Origin of the sequence: Pseudonocardia charpentierae (assembly GCF_031845345.1) — a bacterium.
GTDB lineage: Bacteria > Actinomycetota > Actinomycetes > Mycobacteriales > Pseudonocardiaceae > Pseudonocardia > Pseudonocardia charpentierae.
Genome location: NZ_JAVREJ010000003.1, coordinates 201390 through 225888 on the forward strand (window position 1 = coordinate 201390; position 24499 = coordinate 225888).

Sequence of the window (24499 nt, forward strand, 5' to 3'; positions counted from 1 at the left end):
TCCCCCTCGGTACTGCCCCCGCAGTTGATCGGGACGCTAACGCGGACCCCCGGTACGGCGTACCGCAGTTCGGTCGAAGGTGTGACGCGGGCCGGCCTCGCTACGCCCGCACGGTGAACGCGATGGTCGGCAGGAGGGCATGCAGGCGTCGACCGGCCGCGTCGGGGAGCCGTCGGCGTCCCTGCAGGTGGGCGAACACCGGACGCAGTTCCGGGTCGTGCAGCAGGGCGGCCCGCTCGAGGTGGGGGTCCAGGAGATGCACGACGCCGTGGGCGGTCGAGCCCCTGCCGTCGCCCGGCGCCGCGTCGGAGAGGAAGTCGAAGACCGCGGCGACGCCCTGGTCGGCGGTGGTGCGGTAGACGACGGCGCGGCTGCCGGCGGTCGTCGACCGGAGGCAGCAGACCGTCGCCGGAAGGGGCCGGCTTCCCGGCGGCGGGAACTCGTCGGGCCGCCAGAGCAGCACGGCGTCCGGGACGGGTGCGTCGTCGTCGGTCACAGCAGGGTGACCAGCTCGCGTCGCTCGGCGCTCGTCCGCGCGGCGTCGAGCACCTCCGCCGTGGCGACCGCGTCCCTCGGGTCGACCGGGACCGGGCCGGTTCCGCGGACGGCCGCGGCGAAGGCCCGGTAGTAGGCGTCCCAGTGGCCGCGGTCGGTGGGGCGGGTCGCCGCGCCCGCCCCGTCGTGCACCTGGCCCCAGCGGTCCGGGGGTTCGGCGCCCCATCCTTCGCTCTCCGACGCCGGGGTCCGGCCGGCCACCAGGAGCTCCTCCTGGATGTCCATCCCGCCGACGACGTAGGTCGCGCGGGTGCCGGTGACGCGGAACCGGGGGCCCGGCCCCGACTGCACCCAGCTGCCCCAGAGGTGCGAGCGGGCACCGTCGGCGTGGGTGAGCGCGACGAACACGTCGTCGTCCGCCGGAGCCTGGCCGTCGACCTCCGCGTACACCCTGCGCACCGGCCCGAGCAGCTGCAGTGCCTGGTCGACGAGGTGGCTGCCGAAGTCCAGCAGGGTGCCGCCGCCCGACGCCGGCGGGCCCTCCTGCCTGCGCTCGAAGCGCGACTCGAACCGCGTGATCCGGCCCAGCGTGCCGTCGTCGACCAGCGCCCGGACGGTCAGGAAGTCGGAGTCCCACCGCCGGTTCTGGTAGACCGACAGCAGGACGCCGAGCCGCTGGGCGAGGTCGACGGCCGAGCGCGCGTCCGCTGCGGTAAGCGCGAAAGGCTTGTCGACGACGACCGCGAGACCGAGTTCGAGAGCCTCCTGGCACAGCGGGATGTGCGTGTCGGCCGGCGTCGAGATGGTGACGGCCTCGACCCCGGCGGTCTTCAAGCCGGCAAGGTCGTCGACCAAAGCCGCGCCCGGATGCTCGGCGTTCACCAGCGCGCGACGCTCCGCGGACCGGGTGGCGACGGCCACGAGTTCACACTCGTCGGCCGAGGCGATGAGAGGGGCGTGGAACCAGCGGGCACCGAAGCCGTAACCGACCAGCCCGAACCGCACGGGATCGCTCATGCACCACGCTAACGCGCGGCGTCGTCAGGAGGGACCCTGCGGGGCCGCGAGGGCCGGCCGGCACACGACGGCCTCGACGTCGCCCCGCAGCGTCCAGTCGCCCGCGCCGTACGGCACGGCGAGCACGTCGCCGCGCGAGAGCGGCGACGCCGCGCCGTCCCCGGTGACCTCGCCCGTCCCGGCGAGGGTCACGACCACCGCGAAGCCCGCGGGCACGGTGACGGCCGCAGCGGGCCGCGCCACGTGCATGCGGAAGTAGTCGTCGGCGGCGCGGGGCAGGACGGGGAGCACCGTGTCGGACCGCTCCAGGCGCCGGGGACCCACCAGCGCGTCGACCTCGTCCGGCGCGTGCCCGCGGACGTCGACGGCACCGAGCGCGGTGTCGAAACCCAGGCCGAGGTGACCCTCGGCGGGGCCGTCGAGGTCGAACCCGGTCCACTCGAGGAGGATCGAGAAGTCGGTGGGCTCCTGGGCCTCGACGACGAGGATGCCCGCCCCGATCGCGTGCGGCCATCCGCCGGGCACGAGGATGCCGTCGCCCGCGGAGACGGTGCGGGCGTGCATGACGTCGAGCAGTGCCGCGGCCTCCTGGCGCTCGACACGCTCGGCCAGGACCGCCCGCGGTACGTCGTGGCGGAACCCGAGGTGCACCTGCGCGCCCTCGTCGGCGGCGACCACGTACCAGGCCTCGGTCTTGCCGTAGCGGCAGCCGAGGTGCCGCCCCGCCCACGCCCGGTCCGGGTGCACGTGGACGGGCAGGCGCTCACCGGCGTCGAGCAGCTTGACCAGCACGCCCGTGTCGGCGCCGAAGGTCGCGAGATGCTCGGGACCGAGCCACGCCTCGGGCTGCGCGGCGACCGCGTCGCGCAGGAGCCGTCCGTCGGGCAGCACACTGAGTCCGGCCGGCGCCTCGCCGAACCGGGTGGTCGTCGACGCCAGCCACTCCTCGGGCGACCGCTCGTGCGGCCCGGGCACCCCGCGCAGCTCGGTGATGCGGTCGCCACCGCGGTAGAAGTGCGGGAACCGGTGCGGCGGCATCACCACGGGCTTCACGGACCAGCTCCCGTTCGGTCGTCGGGCCAGGCGCAGCCTAGACCGTCCGTCGTAGCCTCGTGGCGCACCGAGGAGGCGCCATGGCCGTCGAGCTCGACCCACCCCCGTCCGTCGCCGAGCTGGCCGAGCGCACCGCCACGTTCGTCCGCGACGTCGTGGTGCCAGTGGAGGAGCGGTCCGGGGGAGTGGCACCGGACGACGCTGTCCGCCGCGACCTGCAGGCCGCGGCCCGTGCGGCCGGCGTGTTCGCCCCGCACGTGAGCGCCGAGTTCGGCGGCCACGGGTTGGACATGCGTGACCGGGCGGTGGTCTTCGAAGAAGCGGGCTGGTCGCTGTTCGGTCCGCTCGCGTGCAACATCGCCGCCCCGGACGAAGGGAACATGCACCTGCTGGAGGCCGTCGCCACGGCGGAGCAGAAGGAGCGCTACCTGCGCCCGCTCGCCGCCGGCGACCTGCGCTCGTGCTTCGCGATGACGGAGCCGGCTCCGGGTGCGGGATCGGACCCGGCGGCGTTGATCACCCGCGCCGAGCGCGTGCCCGGCGGCTGGCGGATCGACGGCCGCAAGTGGTTCACCACCGGTGCCGACGGCGCGGGCTTCGCGATCTGCATGGCCCGGACCTCGGGCGCTCCCGGCGACCGGGGCGGCGCGACGATGTTCCTCGTCGACGCCGCCAACCCGGGCATGCGGGTGCTGCGACACATCGAGACCCTCGACGAGAGCCTCTCCGGCGGGCACGCGGAGGTGGCGTTCGACGACTGCCGCGTCCGCGCCGACGACGTGCTCGGCGCCGTCGACGAGGGGTACCGGTACGCCCAGGTCCGGCTCGACCCGGCCCGGCTGACGCACTGCATGCGCTGGCTGGGGCTCGCGCGCCGGGCCCAGCACATCGCCGTGCGCCGGGCCGCGGAGCGGGAGCTGTTCGGCTCCACCCTGGCCGACCTCGGCATGGCCCAGGCGATGATCGCCGACAACGAGATCGATATCGCGGCGAGCCGCGGGCTGATCCGGCAGGCGTGCTGGGAGCTCGACCGGGGGCAGCCGGCCGCGCAGTCGGCCGCGATGGCCAAGGTCTTCACGGCGGAGGCGGTCTGGCGGGTCGTCGACCGGTCGCTGCAGCTCTGCGGAGCGCTCGGCGTCTCCGGCGACGTGCTGCTGGGCCGGTTCCTGCGCGAGGTGCGCCCGTTCCGGATCTACGACGGCCCATCCGAGACCCACCGCTGGGCCATCGCGAAGCGGGTCGTCAAGGCGGCCCGTCGGTGACTCTTCCCGGCCTCGACCTTCCCGCCCTGCAACCGTGGTTCACCGCGGCGGTCCCCGGATCGGGGGAGTTGCGGGCGGAGCTCGTGCACGGCGGGCGCTCGAACCTCACCTACCGGCTCACCGACGGCACGGACACCTGGGTACTGCGTCGGCCGCCCCTCGGCGCGCTCAACCCGTCCGCCCACGACATGGGGCGGGAGTACCGCGTCGTCGCGGCCCTCGCCGGGACCGACGTGCCGGTGGCGCCCGCCGTCGCCCGGTGTGACGACCCCGCGGTGCTCGGGGTCCCGTTCACGGTGGTCGGGTGGGTGGACGGGCGGGTGGTCCGCACGGCGGACGAGCTCGACACCCTGTCGGCCGCCGAGGTGCAGCGCTGCGCGTTCGGCCTCGTCGAGGTGCTCGGCCGGCTGCACGCGGTCGACCCCGCAGCCATCGGGCTGGCCGACTACGGCCGTGCGCAGGGCTACCTGGGGCGCCAGATCCGCCGCTGGAACGACCAGTGGGCCCGGATCGCCACCCGGGACCTGCCCGACATCGACACGCTGCACGCCAGGCTGGCCCGGACGTGCCCGCCCGAGGCGGGGGCGTCGATCGTGCACGGCGACTTCCGGATCGACAACACGATCCTGGATCCCGCCGATCCCGGCATCGTCCGGGCGCTCGTCGACTGGGAGATGGCCACCCTCGGCGACCCTCTGGCCGACCTCGGGCTCCACCTCGCCTACGCCGACCCCGCCTTCGATCCGGTCCTCGGCGGGAAGGCCGCGGCCACCAGCCCGCGGATGCCGGGGCGGGAGGCGCTGGCCCGGCACTACGCGACGGCCACGGGGCGGGATCCCGACGCCCTCGTCGAGGGCCTGGCCTTCTACGTGGGGCTGGGCTACTTCAAGGCGGCCGTCATCGCGGAGGGCATCCACGCGCGGCACGTGCGCGGCGAGAGCGTCGGGCGGGGATACGAGCTGGTGGGCGGGGCCGTGGCGCCACTGGCGGCGGCCGGGATCGCGGCGCTCGACGGCTCAGGCTGACGTCTCGCCACCGGGTTTCCCGACAGCCCGGATGATCTGCTCCGCGTGACGCAGCAGGGGCGCGTCGACCATCCGGCCCTCGAACGCGAACACCCCGGAGGCACCCGCGGCCGCCGCGAGCACGCGCCGCGCCCGGTCGACCTCCTCGTCGGTGGGCCGGTAGGCGTCACGGACGACCGCGACCTGGCGCGGGTGGATGCAGGCCTTCGCGACGAAGCCGGACGCGGCCCCGTCGTCGGCCTCGTCACGCAGGCCGTCGAGGTCGCCGATGTCCAGGTAGACCGAGTCGACCGCAGCGGTCGACGCGGCCGCGGCGGCCAGGAGGACCGCGGAGCGGGCGTGCCGGGCGACGTCGCGGTAGCGGCCGCCGGCACGGCGGCTGGAGCGGCCGCCGATCGCGGCGACGAGGTCTTCCGCGCCCCACATCAGGGCGACCACGTTCGGCACGGCCGCGAGCTGCGCTGCTGCGAGCACCCCGCGCGGGGTCTCGCACAGGGCGATCACCTGCCGCGGCGCGAGTGCGGCGGCCTGCTCGGCGGCCTCGGCCTTGGCCAGCATGACCGTCTCGTACGGCGTGTTGGCCAGCGCGTCGAGGTCGCGGTCGGCGTCGTTGGTGCCGGCGGGGTTGATCCGGACGATCGTGCGCCGGGGATCGAGCAGGGTCTCCTGGAGGGCCCGGCGGGCGCGGGGTTTGTCGTCGGGGGCGACACCGTCCTCGAGGTCGAGGATCACGGCGTCGGCAGCCGCTGCCGCCTTGGCGAACCGGTCGGGCCGGTCGGCGGGACAGAACAGGAGTGCGGGACCCGGGATCACGTCATCGCCCCGTCCGGCGGCCGCATCCGGACCAGGGTCGAGCGGACGGCGACCGCGACGACGTCGCCGTGCTGGTTGCGTGCGGTGTGTTCCAGCGTCACCACGCCCTCGCCCGGCCGGCTGCCGGACGGCCGGGCGTCGAGCACCACGGTCTCGGCGTAGAGGGTGTCGCCGTGGAACACCGGCTTGGGGAACGTGACCTCGCGGAAGCCCAGGTTCGCCACGATGGTGCCCTGGGTGAGCTGCCCGACCGACAGCCCGACCAGGGTCGACAGCGTGAACAGGCTGTTGACCAGCCGCTTGCCGAAGGGCTGCGTGGCGCTCCAGGCCTCGTCGAGGTGCAGCGCCTGCCCGTTCATCGTCAGCGTCGTGAACAGCACGTTGTCGGCCTCGGTGACGGTGCGGCCGGGCCGGTGCAGGTAGGTGACGCCGGGTTCGAACTCCTCGAACCACAGCCCGCGCTGCTCGATGCGCCTGCCCGGTGTCGTCACGGCGCCTCCTCCGGCGCGGGGTGCGGGGTGACGTGGAACAACGCGTGCCCGAGGGGCACCTGGCGCCCGACCGCGGCGTCGAGGTCGTCGACGACGCCGTCGTACGGTGCCCGCAGCGGCAGTTCCATCTTCATCGCCTCCAGGACCGCGAGCACGTCGCCCGCGGTGACGTCGGAGCCCTTCTCGACGAGCACCGCGAGCACGGTGCCGGGCATGGGTGCCACGACGACGCCGTCCGCGGCGGTCTCCGCGGCGGCGGCGATGTCGGGCCGGGTGAACGTGAACGTGTCCCCTTGGTGCGCGACGGCCACGCCGTGGCGGTCGGGCTGCACGAGCAGGTCGTGGATGACGTCGTCGATCTCCAGCCGCAGCCGGCCCTGGCCCGCCCCGACCTCGTGCACCGTCCAGGTGCGGCCTGCAGTGCTGTCCGACGTCGGCGAGACCTCCTCGACCCGGCCGCCGGTCCGGTCGACGGCGAGGACGTGCCGCGTGCCCCGGTGCTCGAGTTCGACCAGTACCCGGGACGGGGCGCCCGCGGCCCGCCACCCGTCGGCGATGCCGAAGGGATGGGTGGGGTCGGCGACCTGCTGGGTGGCCAGGACCCACCCGGCGGTGCACAGGGCGACGTCGGAGGTGCCGCGGGGGACGGCGTCGGGGTTGCGGTCGAGCCAGGCGGTGTCGATCGCGGCGTCGCGGTAGGCCTCGCCGGCGACCAGCCGGCGCAGGAACCCGAGATTGGTGGTGAGCCCCAGCACGGCGGTGTCGTCGAGCGCCGCGACCAGCGCCTGCCGGGCGGCCTCGCGGGTGGCGCCGTGCACGATGATCTTGCCGAGCAGCGGGTCGTACCAGGTGCCGACGCGCTGCCCGCTCCCCAGAGCCTGGTCGACCCGCGCGCGGTCGGGCCAGGCCACGCGGGTGGCCAGACCGGCCTGGGGGAGGAAGCCCGAGTAGGGGTCCTCGGCGTAGACGCGGGCCTCGATCGCATGCCCGGTCACCGTGACCTGGTCCTGGCGCAGCGGCAGCGGGCGGCCCTGGGCGACGTCCAGCTGCAGGCGCACCAGGTCGAGGCCCGTGACGGCCTCGGTGACCGGGTGCTCGACCTGCAGGCGGGTGTTCATCTCCAGGAACCAGGCCTCGTCACCGGCGACGAGGAACTCCACGGTGCCGGCGCTGACGTAGCCGACCTCCCGCGCCAGGCGGACCGATGCCTCGGCGATCGTGGCCCGGACCCGGTCCGGGATCGTGGGGGCCGGCGCCTCCTCGACGACCTTCTGGTGGCGCCGCTGCACCGAGCAGTCGCGGTCGGACAGGTGCAGCACGGTGCCGTGTGCGTCGGCGAGGACCTGGACCTCGACGTGGCGGCCGTGCTCGACGTAGCGCTCCAACAGCATGGTGTCGTCGCCGAACGCCGCAAGCGCCTCCCGCCCGGCGGCGGCGAGCGCCTCGGCAAGGTCGTCGGGGCGGCGGACGATCCGCATGCCCTTCCCGCCACCACCCGCGGCGGCCTTGACCAGCAGCGGATAGCCGACGTCGGCGGCCTGGCCGGTCGACGCGCCCTCGACGGCGGGCAGCACGGGGACGCCGGCCGCGACGGCGATGCGCCGGGCCTCGTCCTTGCGGCCCATCAGCTCGATCACCTCGGCCGGGGGACCGACGAACACCAGGCCCGCGTCGGTGCACGCGCGGGCGAAGGCGGCCCGCTCGGACAGGAACCCGTAGCCCGGGTGCACGGCCTGCGCGCCGGTCCGCTCCGCCGCGGCGAGGAGGGCCGGGACGGACAGGTACGACTCCGCGGCCGGGGCCGGCCCGATGCGGACCGCGGTGTCGGCCTCGCGCACGTGCGGGGCGGTGCGGTCGGCGTCGGAGTACACCGCGACCGTGCGCAGGCCCGCGGCCCGCGCCGCACGCAGGATGCGCACGGCGATCTCGCCGCGGTTGGCCACCAGGAGACTGTCGAACATCATCTGGCTGAACTCCATCACGGTCACATCCGGAAGACGCCGTAGGACGGCGGCTCGACCGGGGCCTGCGCGGCCACCGCGAGGCCCATGCCCAGGACCCGGCGGGTGTCGAGCGGGTCGATCACGCCGTCGTCCCACAGCCGGGCCGTGGAGTAGTAGGGCGAGCCCTGCCTCTCGTACTGCGACCGGATCGGCGCCGTGAACTCCGCCTCCTCCGCGGCCGAGAAGGAACCGCCGGTCGACTCCTCCCGGTCGCGGCGCACCGTCGCCAACACCGACGCCGCCTGCTCGCCGCCCATCACCGAGATGCGGGCGTTGGGCCACATCCACAGGAACCGCGGGTCGTACGCCCGCCCGCACATCCCGTAATTGCCGGCTCCGAACGACCCCCCGATGACGACGGTGAACTTCGGCACCGAGGCGCAGGCGACGGCCGTCACGAGCTTCGCGCCGTCCTTGGCGATGCCCCGGCTCTCGTACTCCCGGCCGACCATGAACCCGGTGATGTTCTGCAGGAACACCAGCGGCAGGCCGCGCTGGTTGCACAGCTCGATGAAGTGCGCGCCCTTGAGCGCCGACTCGCTGAACAGGATGCCGTTGTTGGCGAGGATGCCGACCGGGTAGCCCCAGATCTGGGCGAAGGCGCACACCAGCGTCTCGCCGTAGAGCGCCTTGAACTCGGAGAACCGCGACCCGTCGACGATCCGGCGGAGCACCTCCCGCACGTCGTAGGGCGTGCGCAGGTCCGCCGGGACCAGGTCGTAGAGCTCGGCGGGGTCGAGCGACGGTTCCTCGGGCGGCTCCCGACGGAGCGATCCGGCGCCGGGGCGGGGGAGCGTGGCGCAGATCGACCGCAGGACCGCGAGCGCCTCGGCGTCGTCGGCGGCCAGGTGATCGACCACTCCCGAGCGGCGGGCGTGCACGTCGCCGCCGCCCAGGTCCTCGGCGCTGACGATCTCGCCGGTGGCCGCCTTCACCAGCGGCGGCCCGCCGAGGAAGATCGTGCCCTGGCCGCGGACGATCACCGACTCGTCGGCCATCGCCGGCACGTAGGCCCCGCCCGCGGTGCACGAGCCGAGCACGGCGGCCAGCTGCGGAATGCCCGCGCCCGACATCCTCGCCTGGTTGTAGAAGATGCGCCCGAAGTGCTCGCGGTCCGGGAACACCTCGTCCTGCATCGGCAGGAAAGCGCCCCCGGAGTCGACGAGGTAGACGCACGGCAACCGGTTCGCGCGGGCGATCTCCTGCGCGCGCAGGTGCTTCTTGACCGTGATGGGGTAGTAGGTGCCGCCCTTGACCGTCGCGTCGTTCGCGACGATCACGCACTCCCGGCCCCCGACCCGGCCGATCCCGGTGACGATGCCGGCGCTGGGCACCGCGCCGTCGTACATGCCGTGCGCGGCCAGCGGGCTCAGCTCCAGGAACGGCGAGCCGGGGTCCAGCAGCCGGTCGACCCGGTCGCGCACGAGCAGCTTGCCCCGGCCCACGTGCCGGCGGCGGGCGGACTCCCCACCGCCGAGCCGGGCCGCCGCGAGGTGCTCCCGCAGCTCGGCGACCAACTCGCGCATGGTCGCGGGTGCAGCCGCGGGCGTACCGGTCGCCGTCCCGGGGGTGTGCATCGACGTCACTGCGGCCCCCTTCCCGGGGCAGCGTATCCACGAAGGGGGCGACTGGCCGCCCGCCGCCGCGGCCCCGAAGATGGAACCTGTGCTCGTCGGTGAGGAGAACCCATGGACGTCGAGCTGACCGAGGAGCAGCAGGCGCTGCGCGAGACCGTCGAGGAGTTCGCGCGCAAGGAGGTCGCGCCCGTCATCGGCGGGTTCTACGAGCGCGGCGAGGTCCCGTACGGGATCGTCGCGAAGATGGGGGCGATGGGCCTGTTCGGCCTGCCCTTCCCCGAGGAGCACGGCGGCATGGGCGGCGACTACTTCGCGCTCTGCCTCGCGTTGGAGGAGCTCGCGCGCGTCGACTCGTCGGTGGCCATCACGCTCGAGGCCGGGGTGTCGCTCGGTGCGATGCCGATCTTCCGCTTCGGCACGGCCGAGCAGCGGGAGCGCTGGCTGCCCGCGCTCACGGCCGGCACGGCGCTGGGCGCTTTCGGGCTGACCGAGTCGGGAGGTGGCTCGGACGCGGGCGCGACCCGCACCACGGCCCGGCTCGACGGCGACGTGTGGGTGATCAACGGGTCGAAGGCGTTCATCACCAACGCCGGCACCGACATCACCAGCATCGTCACGGTCACCGCGATCACCGGGACGCGGCCTGACGGCGGCAAGGAGATCTCCGCGATCATGGTGCCCGCCGGCACGCCGGGGTTCACGTTCTCGCAGAAGTACTCCAAGGTCGGCTGGAGCGCCTCGGACACCCGCGAGCTGTTCTTCGACGACTGCCGCGTGCCGGCGGCGAACCTGCTCGGCGAACGCGGGCGCGGCTACGCGCAGTTCCTGTCGATCCTCGACGAGGGCCGGATCGCCATCGCCGCGCTGGCGGTCGGGCTCGCCCAGGGGTGCGTCGACGAGTCGCTGCGCTACGCGCGCGAGCGCGAGGCGTTCGGCCGTAAGATCGGCTCCCACCAGGCGATCCAGTTCAAGATCGCCGACATGGAGGTGCGCGCCCACACCTCCCGGCTCGCCTACTACGCGGCCGCGGCGAAGATGCTGCGTGGCGCGCCGTTCAAGAAGGAGGCGGCGATCGCCAAGCTCGTCGCGTCGGGCGCGGCGGTGGACAACGCGCGCGACGCCACCCAGGTGTTCGGCGGGTACGGGTTCATGAACGAGTACCCGGTGGCCCGGTTCTACCGCGACGCGAAGGTCCTCGAGATCGGCGAGGGCACTTCGGAGGTGCAGCGGATGCTGATCGCCCGCGAGCTCGGTCTCTGAGGCCCGACGGGCGCTTCATGCCCGGACCGGAAGAATGTGGCCATGACGTTCCGCCGCATCCTCCCGATGCTGGCCGCGTTCGCGGTCGTGCTCGCCGGCTGTGCCTCGGCTCCGTCCGCCCCGGGTTCCGCCGGCGCTGCGCCGTCGGCCGCCGCGCCCGCGGGCCTGGTCCCGGTGAGCGTGACCGTCCCTGACGGGCTGGCCGACGCACCGCTGGACGAGCCCCGGCAGGTGCTCGTTCCGTCCGGCTGGACCATGTCGGTGTTCGCCCGGGTGTCGTCGGCGCGGCTCGCCGCCTGGGCCCCGGACGGCGCACTGCTGGTCTCCGTGCCGGAAGAGGGCTCGGTCGTGCGGCTGACGCCGGACGGGCGCGGCACGGCGGACGTGTCGGTGCTGCTGGAGGGGCTGAACCAGCCGCACGGGCTCACCTTCGCCGGCCCGACCCTGTACGTCGCCCAGAGCGACCGCGTCGACGCCTATTCCTACGCCGGCGGGGCCGCCACCGACCCGCGGCCCGTCGCCACTGGTCTCCCCGACGCGAAGAGCGCGGACCTGAAGGGCCGGTACGCCCACGCGCTCAAGAGCGTCGCCGTCGGTCCCGACGGATCCGTCTACGTGTCCGTCGGATCGACCGGCAACATCTCCGTGGAAGACCTGGCCGCGACCCCGCCGCGGGCGTCCATCCTCCGCGTCCCGCCGAATGGCGGGGCGCCCGAGCCGTACGCGGTGGGCGTCCGCAACGGGACCGGCCTTGCGGTGGCCCCGGACGGCGCGGTCTGGACGGCGGTGAACAACCGCGACAACATCCAGTACCCGTTCGCCCGGCCCTACGGCGGCGACACGGGTACGTCGCAGGGAGAGGTGATCGCGGAGTACGTGCGCGACCACCCGGCCGAGGCCCTCGCCCGGCTCACGCCCGGCCGGAACCTGGGATGGCCGTACTGCAACCCGGATCCCGACGTCGAGCCCGGCGTCTTCGGCTCGCCCCAGAACCTGTCGGACGTCCCGTTCACCGTCGACATCCAGACGAACCCGGACGGCCGGATGCTGGACTGTGCCACCCTGCCGCCGGTCGAGCAGGCGTTCGGGGGCCATTCCGCGCCGCTGGGGCTGTCGTTCGTCGACGGCGGACTGCCCGACACCTACGCACGTGGGGCCCTGGTGGGCGTGCACGGCTCGTGGAACGCGTCGCCGCCGCGCGCGCCCGAGGTGTCGTTCTTCCCGTGGCAGGACGGCGGCCTGGGCCCGCAGCAGACGTTGGTCGGAGGGTTCCAGGCCGCGAACGGCGCCCGTTGGGGCCGCCCGGTGGCCGCGGTGGCCGGGCCCGACGGCGCCGTGTACGTCACCGACGACGAGGCCGGTGCGGTCTACCGGTTGGCTCCGCCCGGCCGGTGAGCCGCCGGGCGCCGCGGTCTCCCTCACCACGGTCCGGTTTCGTCGGTGCCGACGCCTACCCTGCTGTCGTGGCCGACGACCTGCACCTGTTCCACATCACCTGTGGCGGGTGCACCGCCGACTGGGCGGGCGACGACCGGGCGCACTGCGGGCACTGCCACGCCACGTTCGACTCGATCGCGGTCTACGACGGGCACCGCGCGGGCGGACGTTGTGCCCGGCCACAGGCACTCGGTCTCGTCACGACCAAGAACGGCATCTGGAGGGAGCCGGCGCCCGGACGCCGCCGGACGGGCTGAGGCGTCGCCGTCCGGTACCGGGTCTGCCGGTGTCCGCACCGCGAGCAGGATCGCGACGACGATCAGGCCCAGCCCCACCCCACCGACCGGCCCCGGCCGGTCGCCCACGGTCCAGCCGACCAGCACCGCGCTGAGGGGCTCGGTCATCAGCAGGAGCCCGGCCGTCGTCGCGGGTACCACGGACTGTCCGAGCGCCTGGAGCAGGTAGGCGCCTCCCGACACCCCGATGCCGAGGGCGGCGGCGAGAAACCAGTCGGTGGCGTCCATGCCGGACGTGCCGGCAGCCATCCCGGGTCCGGCACAGACGAGGGCGACGACGACGCTCTGGAGGGCGATGAGGTGCAGGGCGTCGAGGTGCGGGGCGGCGGCGGCGAGCAGGAGCAGGTGCACGGCGAGCAGCACGCTGGCGGCCAGAACCGCGCCGAGCCCGGCGCCGCTGCCACAGAGCAGCAGCAGCCCGGTGCCGGCGACCGCGATCGCGGCCACGGTGCGGCGACCCGGGCGCCGGCGGCGGACGAGCGCATCGATCCCCGTCGCCCAGATCCCGAACCCGGACACGAGAACCCCGGCGGTGGTGCTGCCGGTGGCGGGTAGTCCGTGGACGAGGCACAGGTAGCTGCCGGCCAGCGCCACGCCGCAGCCGACACCGGCTTTCAGGAGCGCGACCGGGTCGGCGACCGGTCCGCGGCAGAACAGCAGGAGGGCGGCCGCGGCGAAGGCGAACCGGATCGACAGGAACGCCTCCGCGTCGACCCCGCCGCTCAGCACCCACGCGAGGGGTTCCGTGCTCGCGCCGTAGAGGATCCCGGCGAGCGCCAGCGCACAAGCGCCCATTACGCGACGCCGCGGCGTCGGGTGCGCCACGGACCGGTGTCGTGCAGGTGATGCGGTAGGGCGGACATCGCCGCTGTATGCGGACTGCATCGTCCGTTCCCCTCAGTGTTTCGGCCGGCACGAGGAACCCGCCCCGAGGGCGGTCGCCGTACACGAACGAGTCGTTATCGCTCCGCGCGAGAGTTCGTCATTGTTGATGAACCATGTATTTCTCGGAGCGTCGCGCTGCTGGACGAAGCGTCGCGGAAAAGCCCGTACGTCCCGGCGTACAACGACCGACCCGAACCGGTACTTGTACACACAGGATCGCGGCCGGGTCCCGGATCCTTCGAGACGACGCCGGGCGCTACCGCCGGCGGGCCAGTCCACCTCGCACGAGCGGAACGGTGATCATAGTGAGCTACTTCCCGCCTCCTCCGAGCTACCCGCCGCACCGGCCGACGCACGTCGTGCGGAACCGATGGCTGATCGCCGTCGGCATCGCGGTCGCGATCGCCTTTCTCGCTGCGCTGTTGTCGGTCGGAGAATCCACTTATTCCGACAGTGGTTATTCCGACAGTGGTTATTCCGACAGTGGTTATTCCGACAGTGGTTATTCCGACAGTGGTTATTCCGACAGTGGTTATTCCGACAGGGGGTACTCCGACGAATCCGGCAACAGTCAGTTCTACGGCGACGGTGAGAACTCGATCGTCACGACGGACGACGGCGAACTCATTTACTCCGACGACAACGGCAACAGTTTCTCCGTCGGAGGGTGAGATCGAGTCCCGGAGTCCGGCACCCCCGCGTAGTCGGGCAGCTCGACGCCGTTGATCGCGCGGTCCACCAACGCCATGAGCGCGTCCATGTCGGGCTCCGCGCTCGGCTCGGTGTTCTCCTGGGCGTCCGGGTCGGGGACGCCGCGGCTGTGCACGTGCAGCCGGCCGATCTCCTGGTTGGCCTCGACGAACGGGCGCATCCGCTCCTCGTAGGCGGCGAACCCGGCCGCCGGGTCCCACCCGGCGGCCGCCAACTCGCCGGCCAGCAGGTAGGCACCGACCAGGGCCAGTCCGGTGCCTCCTCCGGACATCGGCGACGAGCTGAACGCCGCGTCCCCGAGCAGCCCCACCCGGCCGCTCGACCAGCGGTCCATCACCACCTGGGCGACCTGGTCGAGGTAGAAGTCCGGGGTGTCGTCGAGGTGCGCGAGGATGCGCGGGGTCGACCAGCCGAGGCCGGCCATCCGCTCGCGCAGCAGGCGCTTCTGGGCCTCGACGTCGCGATAGTCGACGTCGAAGTCGGCGGCGGTGAAGGACAACATGGCCATCGCCAGGGAGGCGTCCGGGAGGGGCCGCAGGCCGGCCGAGCGCCCCGACTCCTGGTAGTCGATCAGCCAGCGATCCACCCCGAACTCGTTGGGCACGGTGTAGAAGGCCAGCACCATCCCGAGGTGGCGGACGAACTGTTCGCGCGGGCCGAAGACCATCGTCCGCAGCGCCGAGTGCAGCCCGTCCGCCCCGACCACCAGGTCGAAGCGGCGCCGGTCGCCGCTCGCGAAAGCCACGTCGACGCCGTCCGCGTCCTGGGTGAGCTCGGCGATCCGGTCGCCGAAGATGTACTCGACACCGTCACGGGTGTCGTCGTAGAGCACCCGGGACAGGTCGCCGCGCAGGATCTCGATCTCCGCGATGTACCCGTCGCCGCCGTCGTCGTCCGCGCGGAAGGTCTCCAGCACGTTCCCGTCCACGTCCACGGTGTACGCGCCGGCGGTCTGGGTGCGCGCCGCGCGCACCGCCGCGTCGAGCCCCATCCGCCGGATGACCTCCTTGGCCACCCCGCGCGCGTCCACCGCCTGCCCACCAGGACGCAGCTCGGGGGCCCGCTCCACCACGGTCACCTCGGCGCCCCGCCGGTACAGCCAGTGGGCCAGCGCGGGCCCCGCGATGCTCGCCCCCGCCACCAACACCCTGGTGCCGCTCATCGCGTCCCCTGCTCACCCGTCCGGATCACGGTCCGGATCGTACGGTGGTCCAGCGCCCGGCCGGCCCACGCCCGCCGCGAGCTGATCGTGCGGGTGCTACCGGGCTGATCGCAGCGCTTTTCGTCCCGCACGATCAACGGGCTTGATCGTGCGGGAGTTGTCCGGCCTCATCGGCCTCCGTTCGGCCCCGGACGATCAACGGCGACGACGACGTACTCGCCCGAGATGCCGTAGATCAGGCCGCACCGCGCGGCGTGCCGCCGGCCGCTGCTCGTTATTGCGACCCCGCCGCCACCAGCGTCGCGGTGAGGGGTTCGAGCTCGGCGACCAGCTCGTCGAGCTCGGCGGGGGAGAGGGCGCCGTACGGCGGGGCGGCGAGCTCGTCGGTGAGGGCTTCGATGCGTTGTTTGGTCTCGCGGCCGGCGTCGGTGAACCGGCCGTCGGTGTCGACGAGCCCGCGCTCGCGCAAGCCCTCCATGACCGCAGCCAGCCGCTTCTTCGGCAGGTGATGAATGCGCCCGAACGACTCCGGCGGGTGGATGCCCTGCTCGAGCGCGGACAGCACGTGGGCCTCCGTGCCGCCGATGCGCGCGCCGACGAGTGCGGCGACGTGCCCGTCGCCGCGGTGCTCGCGCAGCATGGTCGCGGAATGCCACAGCCGGGCGACCGGGTCGCTCGGCACCGGAAGCGTGCGCATCCCGGCGTACATCACCCGACCTTCGGTGGGCGCGCTCGTCGCGGCCTTGGTCGTGAGGTCGGCGGCGCGCACCAGGCCCGGCGAGTCGGCCAGCTCGTCGCCGAGGATCCGGCGGACGGAGGCCGCGCTGCCCCGCTCCCGCGCGGCGACGGACGCCTCGGGCGGGATCGTCTCCCACGCGCTCGGGATGTGCCGCGCGGCCTCCCCGTCGGCGAAGCTGTAGAAGGCCGCGTGCACGACCTGCGCCGGCACCCGCCCCAGCGGCGCGGCGCGGCTGGCGAAGTAGCCGTCCCAGTAGGTGCGGTGGCCGAGCGCGGCCATCTCCTCGTTGCACTCGTCGGCGAAGAAGGTGACCAGGCAGATCGGTTCCAGGAGCTCGAACATGCGACGGGCCGTCCAAGTCATGGACGACATCATGGCCTCGGCCTGCGATCCGCGTGACGTCGCTCTGACGATCACGGCCAGGAATTGTCGGTGGTCGATGCGAGAATATGTGTGTGACCGAGAGCCCTTCCGCTGCTGCGCAGCGTCTGCTGGTGCAGGCGGCGGAGGCGTTGGGCGAGGTCATGGAGTCGGGCAGTGATGTCGAGTTGGTGGCGTTGTTGTCGACGTGTGAAACCGTGGTGCGGCGGCTGGACCGGGCGACCGTGGATGCGGTCGCGGCGTTGGAGCGGCGTGGGGTGTTCGCCGAGCGCGGCTACACATCGGTGTCGGCGGCGTTGAGTGATCTGCTGGGTTGGGAGCGGCTCGAGGCCCGCCGGCGGGTCGTTGCCGCCGAGCAGGTCACCCCGCGCGTGGGGCTTGACGGGGTGGTCCTCCCGGCGCGGCTGCCCGCCACCGCGGCGGTGTTCGCCGGCGGGCGGGCGAGTCTGCGGCACGTCGAGACCATCGCCCGGGTGCTCGGTTCGGACGCGGCCGCCCGGCTGTCGCCGCAGCAGTGGACGGGCGCGGAGGCCCAGCTCGCCGCCAAGGCCGGCCTGTACACCCCGTCGGAGCTGCAGGCCTGGGGCGCGGCGTTGGTCGAGGCGCTCGATCAGGACGGGGCGGAGCCCGACGACCGATCCCCGTCCGGGGTGAACGAGCTGCACCTGACCGGGCTGCCGTCGGGGGGCGGGAGGATCAAGGGCCGGTTCGACGACGCGGCGATGTTCGACGCGATCGCCGCGGTGGTCGACGCCACGGCCCGCCCGCTCACCGGCGACGACGACCGTACTGTGGGGCAGCGCCAGGCCGAGGCGCTGGCGGACGTGTGCGGCTACGTCCTCGACCATGCCCCGACGGCGGTGCTGCCCGAGAGCGGCGGGCGGCGCCCGCACCTCACCGACGGGCTACGCCGGGCCGTCGCCGCCCGGGACCGTGGTTGCGCCCATCCCGGTTGCGGTCGGCCGGGCTCGTGGTGCGAGGTCCACCACATCGTCCCGTGGGAACACGGCGGCCCGACTCGCCTGGACAATCTGGTGATGCTCTGCCGCGTTCATCACCGGCAGATCCACTCCACCGACTGGACCGTGCGGATCCGCGACGGACTACCCGAGTTCATCCCGCCGAAGTGGATCGACCCCGAGCAACACCCCAGACGACGAGCCCTACCGCACCTGGTCGGGGCAGCCTGACCTTTCAGGGCAGAATCTCGACGTAGCCGTCGGTTCCGTGGACGCGGATCCGCTGTCCGTCGGGGATCAGTCGCGTCGCATCCACCACGCCGACGACGGCCGGCAGGCCGTACTCCCGGGCGATCACCGCGCCGTGGGTCATCAGGCCTCCCACCTCCGTGACCAGGCCCGTGATCGCCAGGAACAACGGCGTCCAGCTGGGGTCGGTGTAGGCCGTGACCAGGATGTCGCCCGGTTCGAGATCCGCCCGCGCCATGTCGAGGATGACGCGAGCCCGCCCTTCGACGACCCCGGCGGAGACCGGGAGGCCGACCAGGGCACCGGTCGGCACGTCGTCGCGTCGGTACGCCCCGGTGACGGCCTCGCCGTCCGAGGTGAGCACCCGGGGCGGTGTGAGCGCCTGGTACGACGTGAACGCGTCCCTGCGTCGACGGATGAGCTCGTCGTCCACGTGCCTGGTGCGCACGACGTCGTGGAGCTCGGCGAACCTCAGGAAGAAGATGTCGTCCTTCGCGCGAAGCACGTCGGCCTCCACGAGGCGCTCGGCCTCCCTCAGCAGGGCCTGCTTGTACACGAAGTAGCGGCTGACCATGCCGTACTTCGGATACTCGCGGTACCCGATGAAGGTCCGCACCCGGTCGATCATCTGTTTGGCCTCGTCGGCCTTCTTCTCCCCGTCCGGCAGCGCCCGCAGGCGCTCCAGCACGTCCTGTTCCTTCGCCCACGCCTCCTTGCGTCCCTGCTCGAAGCGCCGCGCCCCGGCGCCCGGCTCGAAGTTCTTGACGTTGCCGAGGATCACGGGCACGAGCGTCGAGGGGCGCTCGGCCCACCGCGGCCGCGTGATGTCGATCTCCCCGACGCAACGCATGCCGTACTTCTCGAGCCACCCCTCGATGGCGTCCCGCACTTCCGGCCCGCCCGAGAGCGTGGCCAGCTCGTCGAGGTAGGCGTCGTCGTCGACGTGGTGCAGGAACGCCACCACGTCGGGGTGCGGACGGATCGCGTCCGCGACGTCCAGAAGCGCCAGCCCCATCTCCGACGTGACGTTGTGGGGAACGGACTGCGTGAGCGTGTCGGCCGCGTTCTTCTCGCCCAGCCATTCCAGCAAGTGATCGTTGAGCCACCACGCGGCCTCCATCGCCGACATGAACACCTGATGGCTCCGCGGATCGAACAGGATCCGCTTCAGCTCCTGCATGTCCGTCTGGATGAAGTCGAGCAGCGCCTCTCCGGACAATGTCGCGATGTCGTGTTCCGCGGCGGCGACGGATGCCTGGCTGCGCTCGATCAGCTCGGTGACGATCGCCGGATCGGTCTCGATCGGAGCCGGTGAGCCGCCGAACAGTGGCCCGGGGGCACCCTCGTCGGGGAGCGGGCGGATGAACCCGTCGCGCTCGAGGATGGTCTGCAGCGCGTCCCCCATCAGCGGATCGGACCTCTGCAGGGCATCCAGGAGGCCGGGGCGGGTCGACGGCGAGGCCAGCCTCTGGGTGACGTCGACGAACAGGCGCCCGCCGGCCTCGGCCATGGGAGCGGGGGTCGTCATCTGCCAGAAGGACAACCCGAGGGGCTTTATGGGGTCGGTCATCATCTGCTGATGACCGACGGAGACGTAGACGTGGTTCTCCTGGTCGCCGGCCTCGGGGACGGGGAACAGCGTGGTGATCGGCCGGCTCTGGACGATCTGGATGTCGTTGCCGGCGAGGCACCATTCGATGTCCTGGGGGCGGCCGAAGTGCGCTTCGATCCGCCGGCCCAGCTGTGCGAGCCGCACGACCTGCGCCTTGGTCAGCACCGGCTGGTCCTGCAGTTCCGGGTCGATCGCCTGTTCCTGCGTCCCGCCCCCCGGCGTGGCGCGGATGGCGAGCCGCTTGGTGCCGATCGCCGTGGCGACGACCTCGCCGTCGCGCACTGTGTAGACGTCCGCGTTGACGAGGCCGGAGACCAGGGCCTCCCCGAGGCCGAAGCCGGCCTCCACGGAGACGACCCTCCGGTTCCCCGTGACGGGGTCGGCCGTGAACAGGATGCCCGCCGCATCGGGAAAAATCATCTGCTGCACGACCACGGCCATGTGGACCGCACGGTGGTCGATACCCCTGCGCTGGCGGTAGGTCACGGCCCGCTCGGTGAACAGCGAGGCCCAGCATCGGCTGACGTGCCGGAGGATCGCCGTCGGGCCCACCACGTTCAGGTAGGTGTCCTGCTGGCCCGCGAAGGAGGCCGTCGGGAGGTCCTCTGCCGTCGCGCTGGAGCGGACGGCGTACGCCGCATGCTCGCCGAGTCGGCTGAGCGCGTCGGTGATCGCCACCGCGAGTTCGCCGGGCATGGCGGTGTCGTCGAGGATCCGGCGGATCTCCGCGCTGAGCGTGCGGATCGCCTCCCGGTCGTCCGGGTCGAGGCGCGACAGCTGATCGAGGCGGTCGTCGATCGACGGCGCGTCCGCCATGATCCGTCGGAAGGCGTCGGTCGTCACGCAGAAACCGGCCGGCACGCGGACGCCGTCGATCCGTGACAACCCGCCCAGGTGTGCGCCCTTGCCGCCGACCACCCCGACCTGCGTCTCGTCGACCTCGTGAAGAAATCGTACGAACCGCTCGATCATCGATGTACCTCCGGGGAAGCCGTGGGTCGTCGTTCGGCCGCCGATTCTGCGACCCGGCCCGGGGCTTGCCGCAAGCCCCCCGGTGCGCTATACGTTGAGAATGGCAAGGGGTGAGAACTCCTTGCCCTTGTCGTTCGCGGCGGTTTCTCCGGGTCGTCAGCCGCGCAGCCGGGGCATGACCTCCTCGGCGAACAGCCGGTTCGACGCCGCCACGCGTTCCGGGTCCGCGTCGCGCGACGCCGGCACCATGATGATCCGGTCGAGGCCCAGGTCGACGAGTTCCCGCAACCGCTCGGCACAGTGGTCGGCCGGGCCGACGACCGTGAAGCGGTCGAGGAACTCGTCGGGCAGTACTGCCGAGTGGCTCGCCGTGCGGAGCCCGTGCTGCGCCTCCTGGTAGGCCGTGCCGAGCCGCTCGACCACCGCGCGGTCCGCGCCGGACAGCACGTCGGCCGGGCCCTCGCTGACGAAGTGGGCGAAGATCGCGGCGCTGCCGCGCACCAGGTCGCGGGCGACGGCGACGTCGGGGTGCACGACGACGTTGACGAACGCGCCGAGCGACGGCGGGGCCGCTCCCTCGGGTACGGCGCGCCGTGCCTCGGCCACGGCCCAGGCGACCCGCTCGGGGTCAGCTCCCACCGTGAGATCGACGCGCCCCGCCGTCCGGGCGCCGAGCGCGATGGTGGCCGGGCCGGTCGCCGCGACCGACACCGGCACCTCGGCCGGTGCGAACGAGGCGATCCACGCCATGCGGGCACTCGCGCCCTCCACCGTCGGCACGTCGTCACCGCGCAGGAACGCCCGGATGTCACCGACGGCGCGCTCGAGCTGCGCCGTCGTCGCGGGCCGTATGCCGAGCTGGAGGACCGCGGAGTCGCCGCGGCCGAGGACGAGCACCGCCCGGCCGCCGGACTCGATCTGCAGGGTGGCGATCGCCGAGGCCGTGACCGCGGGGTGCCGGGTCACCGGGTTGGTGACGGCGACGCCGAGCCGCAGCCGTGTGGTGTCCCGCGCCGCGAGGGCGAGCTCCACGTAGGGATCACCGACGAGGTTCTCGCTGTCGGCGAGCATGAGCCCGTCGAATCCCCGCTCCTCGGCCTCCACCGCGAGCGCGGCCGCATGCCGGGGGACGGGGAACCCGTGCAACCAGATCTCCATGCGTTGCAGTGTCGGCCGTGGCGCTCCATCGACGCTCCACGGCACACCGGAGCCGGTTGGAGTGCCGTTGGAGCAGCGCGATCCAGGGTGTGTCATGACCACGACCCGCCCGACCGGCAGCGCGCTCAGCCGCCGTCGGCTGCTCGGCACTGCGGCGACCGCTGCCGGGCTCGCCGCGGCCGCCGCGTGCTCGCCGGCCGCCCCGGCTCCCACCGCACCGCCGGTACCGGCGTCACCGTCACCGTCCCCGGCGCCGTCCGGCACACGGATGGTGCCAGCCCGGCCCTTGCCCACCCCGGACACCGTGAGCACCGAGTTCGCCCCGATCGTCGGTGCCCCGCTCGCCGCCGGGTGGAACGATGTCCCGCCGGACGCGACCGGCTGGCGGGCACTGGCCGCGCAGAGCGCGGTCGACCCGGACCTGCCCGCGCTGATCGCGAAGCTCGGGGTCTCGGTGAAGAAGGACGTGATCGCCGGAGTGCCGGTGTTCCAGATCAGCCCGCCGCAGGTGCCCGCGCAGCGTCGCGGCCAGGTGCTGATGCACCTGCACGGCGGGGGATATGTGTTGTATCCCGGTGAGGTCGGCGCGGGCGAGGGCATGATCATGTCCGGCCTCGAGGGGTACGAGGTGGTCTCCGTCGACTACCGGATGCCACCCGACCACCCGTTCCCCGCCGCCCTCGACGACGCACTGGCCGTCTGGAAGGCGCTGTCCGCGCAGACCGATCCGCGGCGGATGGGGGTCTTCGGTGCCTCCGCCGGGGGTGGGCTCACCCTCGCCCTGATGCTGCGCGCCCGCGACGAGGGCGTCGCCCTGCCGGCGGCGATCGCCCCGGGCACGCCCTGGGTGGACCTGACCGGCGACGGCGACTCGCGCAACGCCAACGAGTTCGTCGACAACGTGCTGGTGTCCGACACGGGCTGGGTCGGTGCGGCGGCGCCGTTGTACGCCGCAGGTCACGACCTGCGCGACCCGCTCGTCTCACCGGTCTTCGGTGACTTCCGCGGCCTGCCTCCGGCGATCCTGACGTCCGGGACGCGTGACCTGCTGCTGAGCGACACCGTCCGGGCGCACCGCAAGCTGCGGCAGGCCGGCGTACCCGCCACGCTGCAGGTCTTCGAGGCCATGAGCCATGCGCAGTTCCTGGAGCCCGGGGTCCCCGAGACCACCGAGGCGTTCGGCGAGATCGCCGCCTTCTTCGACCAGCACCTCGGTGGATAGGCCCTACCGCTTCGCGTGGCCGAGGGCGCGGGCGAGCGTGTCGAGCAGCGCGGGGACGTCGTCGCGCGGTACGACCGCCTGGATGATGCTCAGCCGCTCGGCGTGGCTCGCCGCGTCGGCGAAGGCCGCCCGCAGCTCGCCCACGGTGCGGACCTTCGTCGCCGCGGCGCGGCCGTCGTCGGCGCCGAAGAAGGCCGGAGCGTGGGTCCAGTCCCAGTGGGTGATGTCGTTGTACGGCTCGTCAGGGCCGTGGATGGCGCGTTCTACGGTGTAGCCGTCGTTGTCGACCACGACGACCACCGCCGGCAGCCGCTGCTGGATGACGGTGGCCAGCTCCTGCGCCGTCAGCTGTGCGGCCCCGTCGCCGATCAGCAGGATCCCGCGCCGTCCCGGCTGTGCGGTGCAGGCCCCGAGCAGCGCGGGGAGCGTGTAGCCGATCGACGCCCACAGCGGCTGGCCGACGAACGTGACGTCCGCGGGGAGGCGGTGCGGGGCCATCCCGTAGAAGCAGGTGCCCTGGTCGGCCAGGACGATGTCGCCCGCCTGCAGGAACCCCGCGGTCTCCTGCCACAGCGCGTCCTGGCTCAGCGGTGCGTCGTCCGCGGCCGGCTCCGGTGTCGGCTCGGGTGTGGTGGGCCCGGCAGGGGCGGATCTGTCGAGGCCGGCGACCAGCGGCTCCAGCGCGGCGAGCGCGGTCGGCAGCTCCAGCGGTGCGAAGGTCGCCGCCCCGACGCTCGCCGAGCGCGCGCCCAGCTCGATCGTCCGGGCGCGGGTGATCCGCTGGCTGAACAACCCGCTGTTCAGATCGGTGAACTGGACGCCCGCGAGGATCAGCGCGGCGGCGTCCTCGATGGTACGACGGGTGTCCTCGGTGCTGCCCGTGGCTCCGGAGTAGGTGCCGGCGAAGGCGGGTGCGCTCTCGTCGACCAGGCTCTTGGCCCACGGGGTCGTCGCGTGCGGAACTCCCACGGACAGCAGCCGCTGCAGGTGCGGCGCGGCGCCGAACCGGTGCACCTGCAGCCCGGCCAGCACGCTGACGTCGTTCACGGACCCGGCGCGGTCGAGGAGCCGCTGCGCGGCGTCGACGAAGGCGTCGAGGGCCTCGGGGTCGGTGGTGTCGACGTACGGCGGCAGCGGTTCGGCCGCGGGGGACACCGGCGCCTGCGCGACGTCGGCGGGCAGGAGCAGGTACCCGGGCAGGCGGCGGTCGCGGACGGCGGTGAGCACCCGGTCGATCTCGGCGATGGCGTTCCCCGCGGTCAGTGCGGCACGGGCGCAGGTGATGGCCTCGTGCATCGCCATGAAGAGCCCGAACTCGCCGTCGCCCAGGCTGTGGTGGACGGGGCGGCGGAGCGCCTGCGTCGCGAGCGCCGGCGCACCGACGACGTGCACCACCGGCACGTGCTCCGCGTAGCTGCCGGTGATCGCGTTGACGGCGCTGAGCTCGCCGACGCCGAACGTCGTGCAGAGGGCCGCGAACCCACGCAACCGCCCGTAGCCGTCGGCGGCGTAGCCCGCGTTCAGCTCGTTGGTGCAGCCGGTCCAGCGCATCGTCGGGTGGTGGGTGACGTGGTCGAGCATCGCGAGGCTGTAGTCGCCGGGGACGCCGAACATGCGGTCGACCCCCAGCTCCGCCAGCCGGTCGACGAGGTGGTCGGCGACCCGGTAGTTGCCGTCGCTCGTGGTTCGCCCGGCGGCAGGCGCGGTGGTCGTCGACATC

General features: G+C 73.1%; 20 protein-coding genes and 1 pseudogene. 8 read left to right on the plus strand and 13 right to left on the minus strand.

Annotated elements, in window-relative coordinates; translation table 11 throughout:
- Positions 1 to 100 precede the first annotated feature (100 nt).
- The 3 genes from RM445_RS06425 to RM445_RS06435 are packed head-to-tail and all read right to left on the minus strand — an operon-like array spanning position 101 to position 2565.
- Positions 101 to 496 carry a hypothetical protein gene (locus RM445_RS06425; RefSeq protein ID WP_311555139.1) on the minus strand — a complete coding sequence of 132 codons (396 nt, stop codon included), beginning with the start codon at positions 494 to 496 and terminating at the stop codon, positions 101 to 103.
- The gene (locus RM445_RS06430; RefSeq protein ID WP_311555140.1) at positions 493 to 1512 is read right to left on the minus strand and encodes a Gfo/Idh/MocA family protein; all 1020 of its coding nucleotides are present in this window, start codon (positions 1510 to 1512) and stop codon (positions 493 to 495) included. Before RM445_RS06430 ends, RM445_RS06425 begins: the two co-directional genes overlap by 4 nt.
- Positions 1513 to 1536: 24 nt before the next feature.
- Positions 1537 to 2565, minus strand: coding sequence for a class I mannose-6-phosphate isomerase (locus tag RM445_RS06435; RefSeq protein ID WP_311555141.1), 1029 nt, complete (start codon positions 2563 to 2565; stop codon positions 1537 to 1539).
- 80 nt (positions 2566 to 2645) lie between these two features.
- Here RM445_RS06435 and RM445_RS06440 point away from each other — a divergent pair, with 80 nt between their 5' ends.
- Together RM445_RS06440 and RM445_RS06445 are read left to right on the plus strand one after the other, a co-directional pair.
- Positions 2646 to 3827, plus strand: coding sequence for an acyl-CoA dehydrogenase family protein (locus tag RM445_RS06440; protein ID WP_311555142.1), 1182 nt, complete (start codon positions 2646 to 2648; stop codon positions 3825 to 3827).
- Positions 3824 to 4852, plus strand: coding sequence for a phosphotransferase family protein (locus tag RM445_RS06445; protein WP_311555143.1), 1029 nt, complete (start codon positions 3824 to 3826; stop codon positions 4850 to 4852). Before RM445_RS06440 ends, RM445_RS06445 begins: the two co-directional genes overlap by 4 nt.
- Here RM445_RS06445 and RM445_RS06450 read toward each other — a convergent pair.
- The 4 genes from RM445_RS06450 to RM445_RS06465 are packed head-to-tail and all read right to left on the minus strand — an operon-like array spanning position 4844 to position 9736.
- On the minus strand, positions 4844 to 5665 hold the full coding sequence (locus RM445_RS06450; RefSeq protein ID WP_311555144.1) for an HpcH/HpaI aldolase/citrate lyase family protein: 822 nt from the start codon (positions 5663 to 5665) through the stop codon (positions 4844 to 4846). The genes RM445_RS06445 and RM445_RS06450 overlap by 9 nt on opposite strands.
- On the minus strand, positions 5662 to 6156 hold the full coding sequence (locus RM445_RS06455; protein ID WP_311555145.1) for a MaoC family dehydratase: 495 nt from the start codon (positions 6154 to 6156) through the stop codon (positions 5662 to 5664). The genes RM445_RS06450 and RM445_RS06455 overlap by 4 nt, the downstream gene beginning before the upstream one ends.
- Entirely contained in the window at positions 6153 to 8135 is a 1983-nt protein-coding gene (locus tag RM445_RS06460) for an acetyl/propionyl/methylcrotonyl-CoA carboxylase subunit alpha (protein WP_311555431.1), read from the minus strand. The genes RM445_RS06455 and RM445_RS06460 overlap by 4 nt, the downstream gene beginning before the upstream one ends.
- A gap of 5 nt (positions 8136 to 8140) precedes the next feature.
- Positions 8141 to 9736 (minus strand): carboxyl transferase domain-containing protein, encoded by a 1596-nt coding sequence (locus RM445_RS06465; protein ID WP_311555432.1) that lies wholly within the window; start codon positions 9734 to 9736, stop codon positions 8141 to 8143.
- Between the two features lie 111 nt (positions 9737 to 9847).
- Between RM445_RS06465 and RM445_RS06470 the strand changes: the two genes are divergently transcribed.
- The 3 genes from RM445_RS06470 to RM445_RS32725 all read left to right on the plus strand — a co-directional run bounded on the left by RM445_RS06470 (position 9848) and on the right by RM445_RS32725 (position 12690).
- Complete coding sequence (locus RM445_RS06470; RefSeq protein ID WP_311555146.1) at positions 9848 to 10996, plus strand: acyl-CoA dehydrogenase family protein; 1149 nt, start codon at positions 9848 to 9850, stop codon at positions 10994 to 10996.
- Positions 10997 to 11038: 42 nt separating this feature from the next.
- Positions 11039 to 12391, plus strand: a complete 1353-nt coding sequence (locus tag RM445_RS06475) for a PQQ-dependent sugar dehydrogenase (protein WP_311555147.1) — start codon at positions 11039 to 11041, stop codon at positions 12389 to 12391.
- A 68-nt stretch (positions 12392 to 12459) separates the two neighbouring features.
- Positions 12460 to 12690: an FDXHR family putative zinc-binding protein gene (locus RM445_RS32725; protein ID WP_449619174.1), complete on the plus strand. Its 231-nt coding sequence runs from the start codon at positions 12460 to 12462 to the stop codon at positions 12688 to 12690.
- Between the two features lie 48 nt (positions 12691 to 12738).
- On the opposite strand, the pseudogene RM445_RS06480 reads toward RM445_RS32725, so the two are convergent.
- Positions 12739 to 13614 (minus strand): annotated as a pseudogene (locus RM445_RS06480) (EamA family transporter); the annotation flags it as partial.
- A 305-nt stretch (positions 13615 to 13919) separates the two neighbouring features.
- Here RM445_RS06480 and RM445_RS06485 point away from each other — a divergent pair.
- A complete protein-coding gene (locus RM445_RS06485) occupies positions 13920 to 14285 on the plus strand; it encodes a hypothetical protein (protein WP_311555149.1) in 366 nt (121 codons plus the stop codon).
- On the opposite strand, the gene RM445_RS06490 is transcribed toward RM445_RS06485, so the two are convergent.
- Complete coding sequence (locus tag RM445_RS06490; RefSeq protein ID WP_311555150.1) at positions 14243 to 15487, minus strand: FAD-dependent monooxygenase; 1245 nt, start codon at positions 15485 to 15487, stop codon at positions 14243 to 14245. The genes RM445_RS06485 and RM445_RS06490 overlap by 43 nt on opposite strands.
- A 274-nt stretch (positions 15488 to 15761) precedes the next feature.
- Positions 15762 to 16589, minus strand: a complete 828-nt coding sequence (locus RM445_RS06495; RefSeq protein ID WP_311555151.1) for an SCO6745 family protein — start codon at positions 16587 to 16589, stop codon at positions 15762 to 15764.
- Positions 16590 to 16681: 92 nt separating this feature from the next.
- On the opposite strand from RM445_RS06495, the gene RM445_RS06500 reads away from it, so the two are divergent.
- Entirely contained in the window at positions 16682 to 17797 is a 1116-nt protein-coding gene (locus RM445_RS06500; RefSeq protein WP_311555152.1) for an HNH endonuclease signature motif containing protein, read from the plus strand.
- A 4-nt stretch (positions 17798 to 17801) separates the two neighbouring features.
- Here the strand turns inward: RM445_RS06500 and rph are convergent, their stop codons facing one another.
- Together rph and RM445_RS06510 are read right to left on the minus strand one after the other, a co-directional pair.
- Positions 17802 to 20399: a rifamycin-inactivating phosphotransferase gene (rph, locus tag RM445_RS06505; RefSeq protein WP_311555153.1), complete on the minus strand. Its 2598-nt coding sequence runs from the start codon at positions 20397 to 20399 to the stop codon at positions 17802 to 17804.
- Positions 20400 to 20555: 156 nt separating this feature from the next.
- Positions 20556 to 21557, minus strand: coding sequence for an LLM class flavin-dependent oxidoreductase (locus tag RM445_RS06510; RefSeq protein WP_311555154.1), 1002 nt, complete (start codon positions 21555 to 21557; stop codon positions 20556 to 20558).
- A 94-nt stretch (positions 21558 to 21651) separates the two neighbouring features.
- Between RM445_RS06510 and RM445_RS06515 the strand changes: the two genes are divergently transcribed.
- Complete coding sequence (locus tag RM445_RS06515; RefSeq protein WP_311555155.1) at positions 21652 to 22779, plus strand: alpha/beta hydrolase; 1128 nt, start codon at positions 21652 to 21654, stop codon at positions 22777 to 22779.
- 3 nt (positions 22780 to 22782) lie between these two features.
- Here RM445_RS06515 and RM445_RS06520 read toward each other — a convergent pair whose 3' ends face one another.
- Entirely contained in the window at positions 22783 to 24498 is a 1716-nt protein-coding gene (locus RM445_RS06520) for an alpha-keto acid decarboxylase family protein (RefSeq protein WP_311555156.1), read from the minus strand.
- Position 24499 lies beyond the last annotated feature (1 nt).

Excerpts from the sequence above, each read along its gene's own strand:
- RM445_RS06430 (WP_311555140.1), bottom strand. The coding sequence starts at position 1,512 with ATGAGCGATCCCGTGCGGTTCGGGCTGGTCGGTTACGGCTTCGGTGCC.
- RM445_RS06440 (WP_311555142.1), top strand. The coding sequence starts at position 2,646 with ATGGCCGTCGAGCTCGACCCACCCCCGTCCGTCGCCGAGCTGGCCGAG.
- RM445_RS06460 (WP_311555431.1), bottom strand. The coding sequence starts at position 8,135 with ATGGAGTTCAGCCAGATGATGTTCGACAGTCTCCTGGTGGCCAACCGC.
- RM445_RS06465 (WP_311555432.1), bottom strand. The coding sequence starts at position 9,736 with ATGCACACCCCCGGGACGGCGACCGGTACGCCCGCGGCTGCACCCGCG.
- RM445_RS06470 (WP_311555146.1), top strand. The coding sequence starts at position 9,848 with ATGGACGTCGAGCTGACCGAGGAGCAGCAGGCGCTGCGCGAGACCGTC.
- RM445_RS06475 (WP_311555147.1), top strand. The coding sequence starts at position 11,039 with ATGACGTTCCGCCGCATCCTCCCGATGCTGGCCGCGTTCGCGGTCGTG.
- RM445_RS06490 (WP_311555150.1), bottom strand. The coding sequence starts at position 15,487 with ATGAGCGGCACCAGGGTGTTGGTGGCGGGGGCGAGCATCGCGGGGCCC.
- RM445_RS06495 (WP_311555151.1), bottom strand. The coding sequence starts at position 16,589 with ATGACTTGGACGGCCCGTCGCATGTTCGAGCTCCTGGAACCGATCTGC.
- rph (WP_311555153.1), bottom strand. The coding sequence starts at position 20,399 with ATGATCGAGCGGTTCGTACGATTTCTTCACGAGGTCGACGAGACGCAG.
- RM445_RS06510 (WP_311555154.1), bottom strand. The coding sequence starts at position 21,557 with ATGGAGATCTGGTTGCACGGGTTCCCCGTCCCCCGGCATGCGGCCGCG.
- RM445_RS06515 (WP_311555155.1), top strand. The coding sequence starts at position 21,652 with ATGACCACGACCCGCCCGACCGGCAGCGCGCTCAGCCGCCGTCGGCTG.
- RM445_RS06520 (WP_311555156.1), bottom strand. The coding sequence starts at position 24,498 with ATGTCGACGACCACCGCGCCTGCCGCCGGGCGAACCACGAGCGACGGC.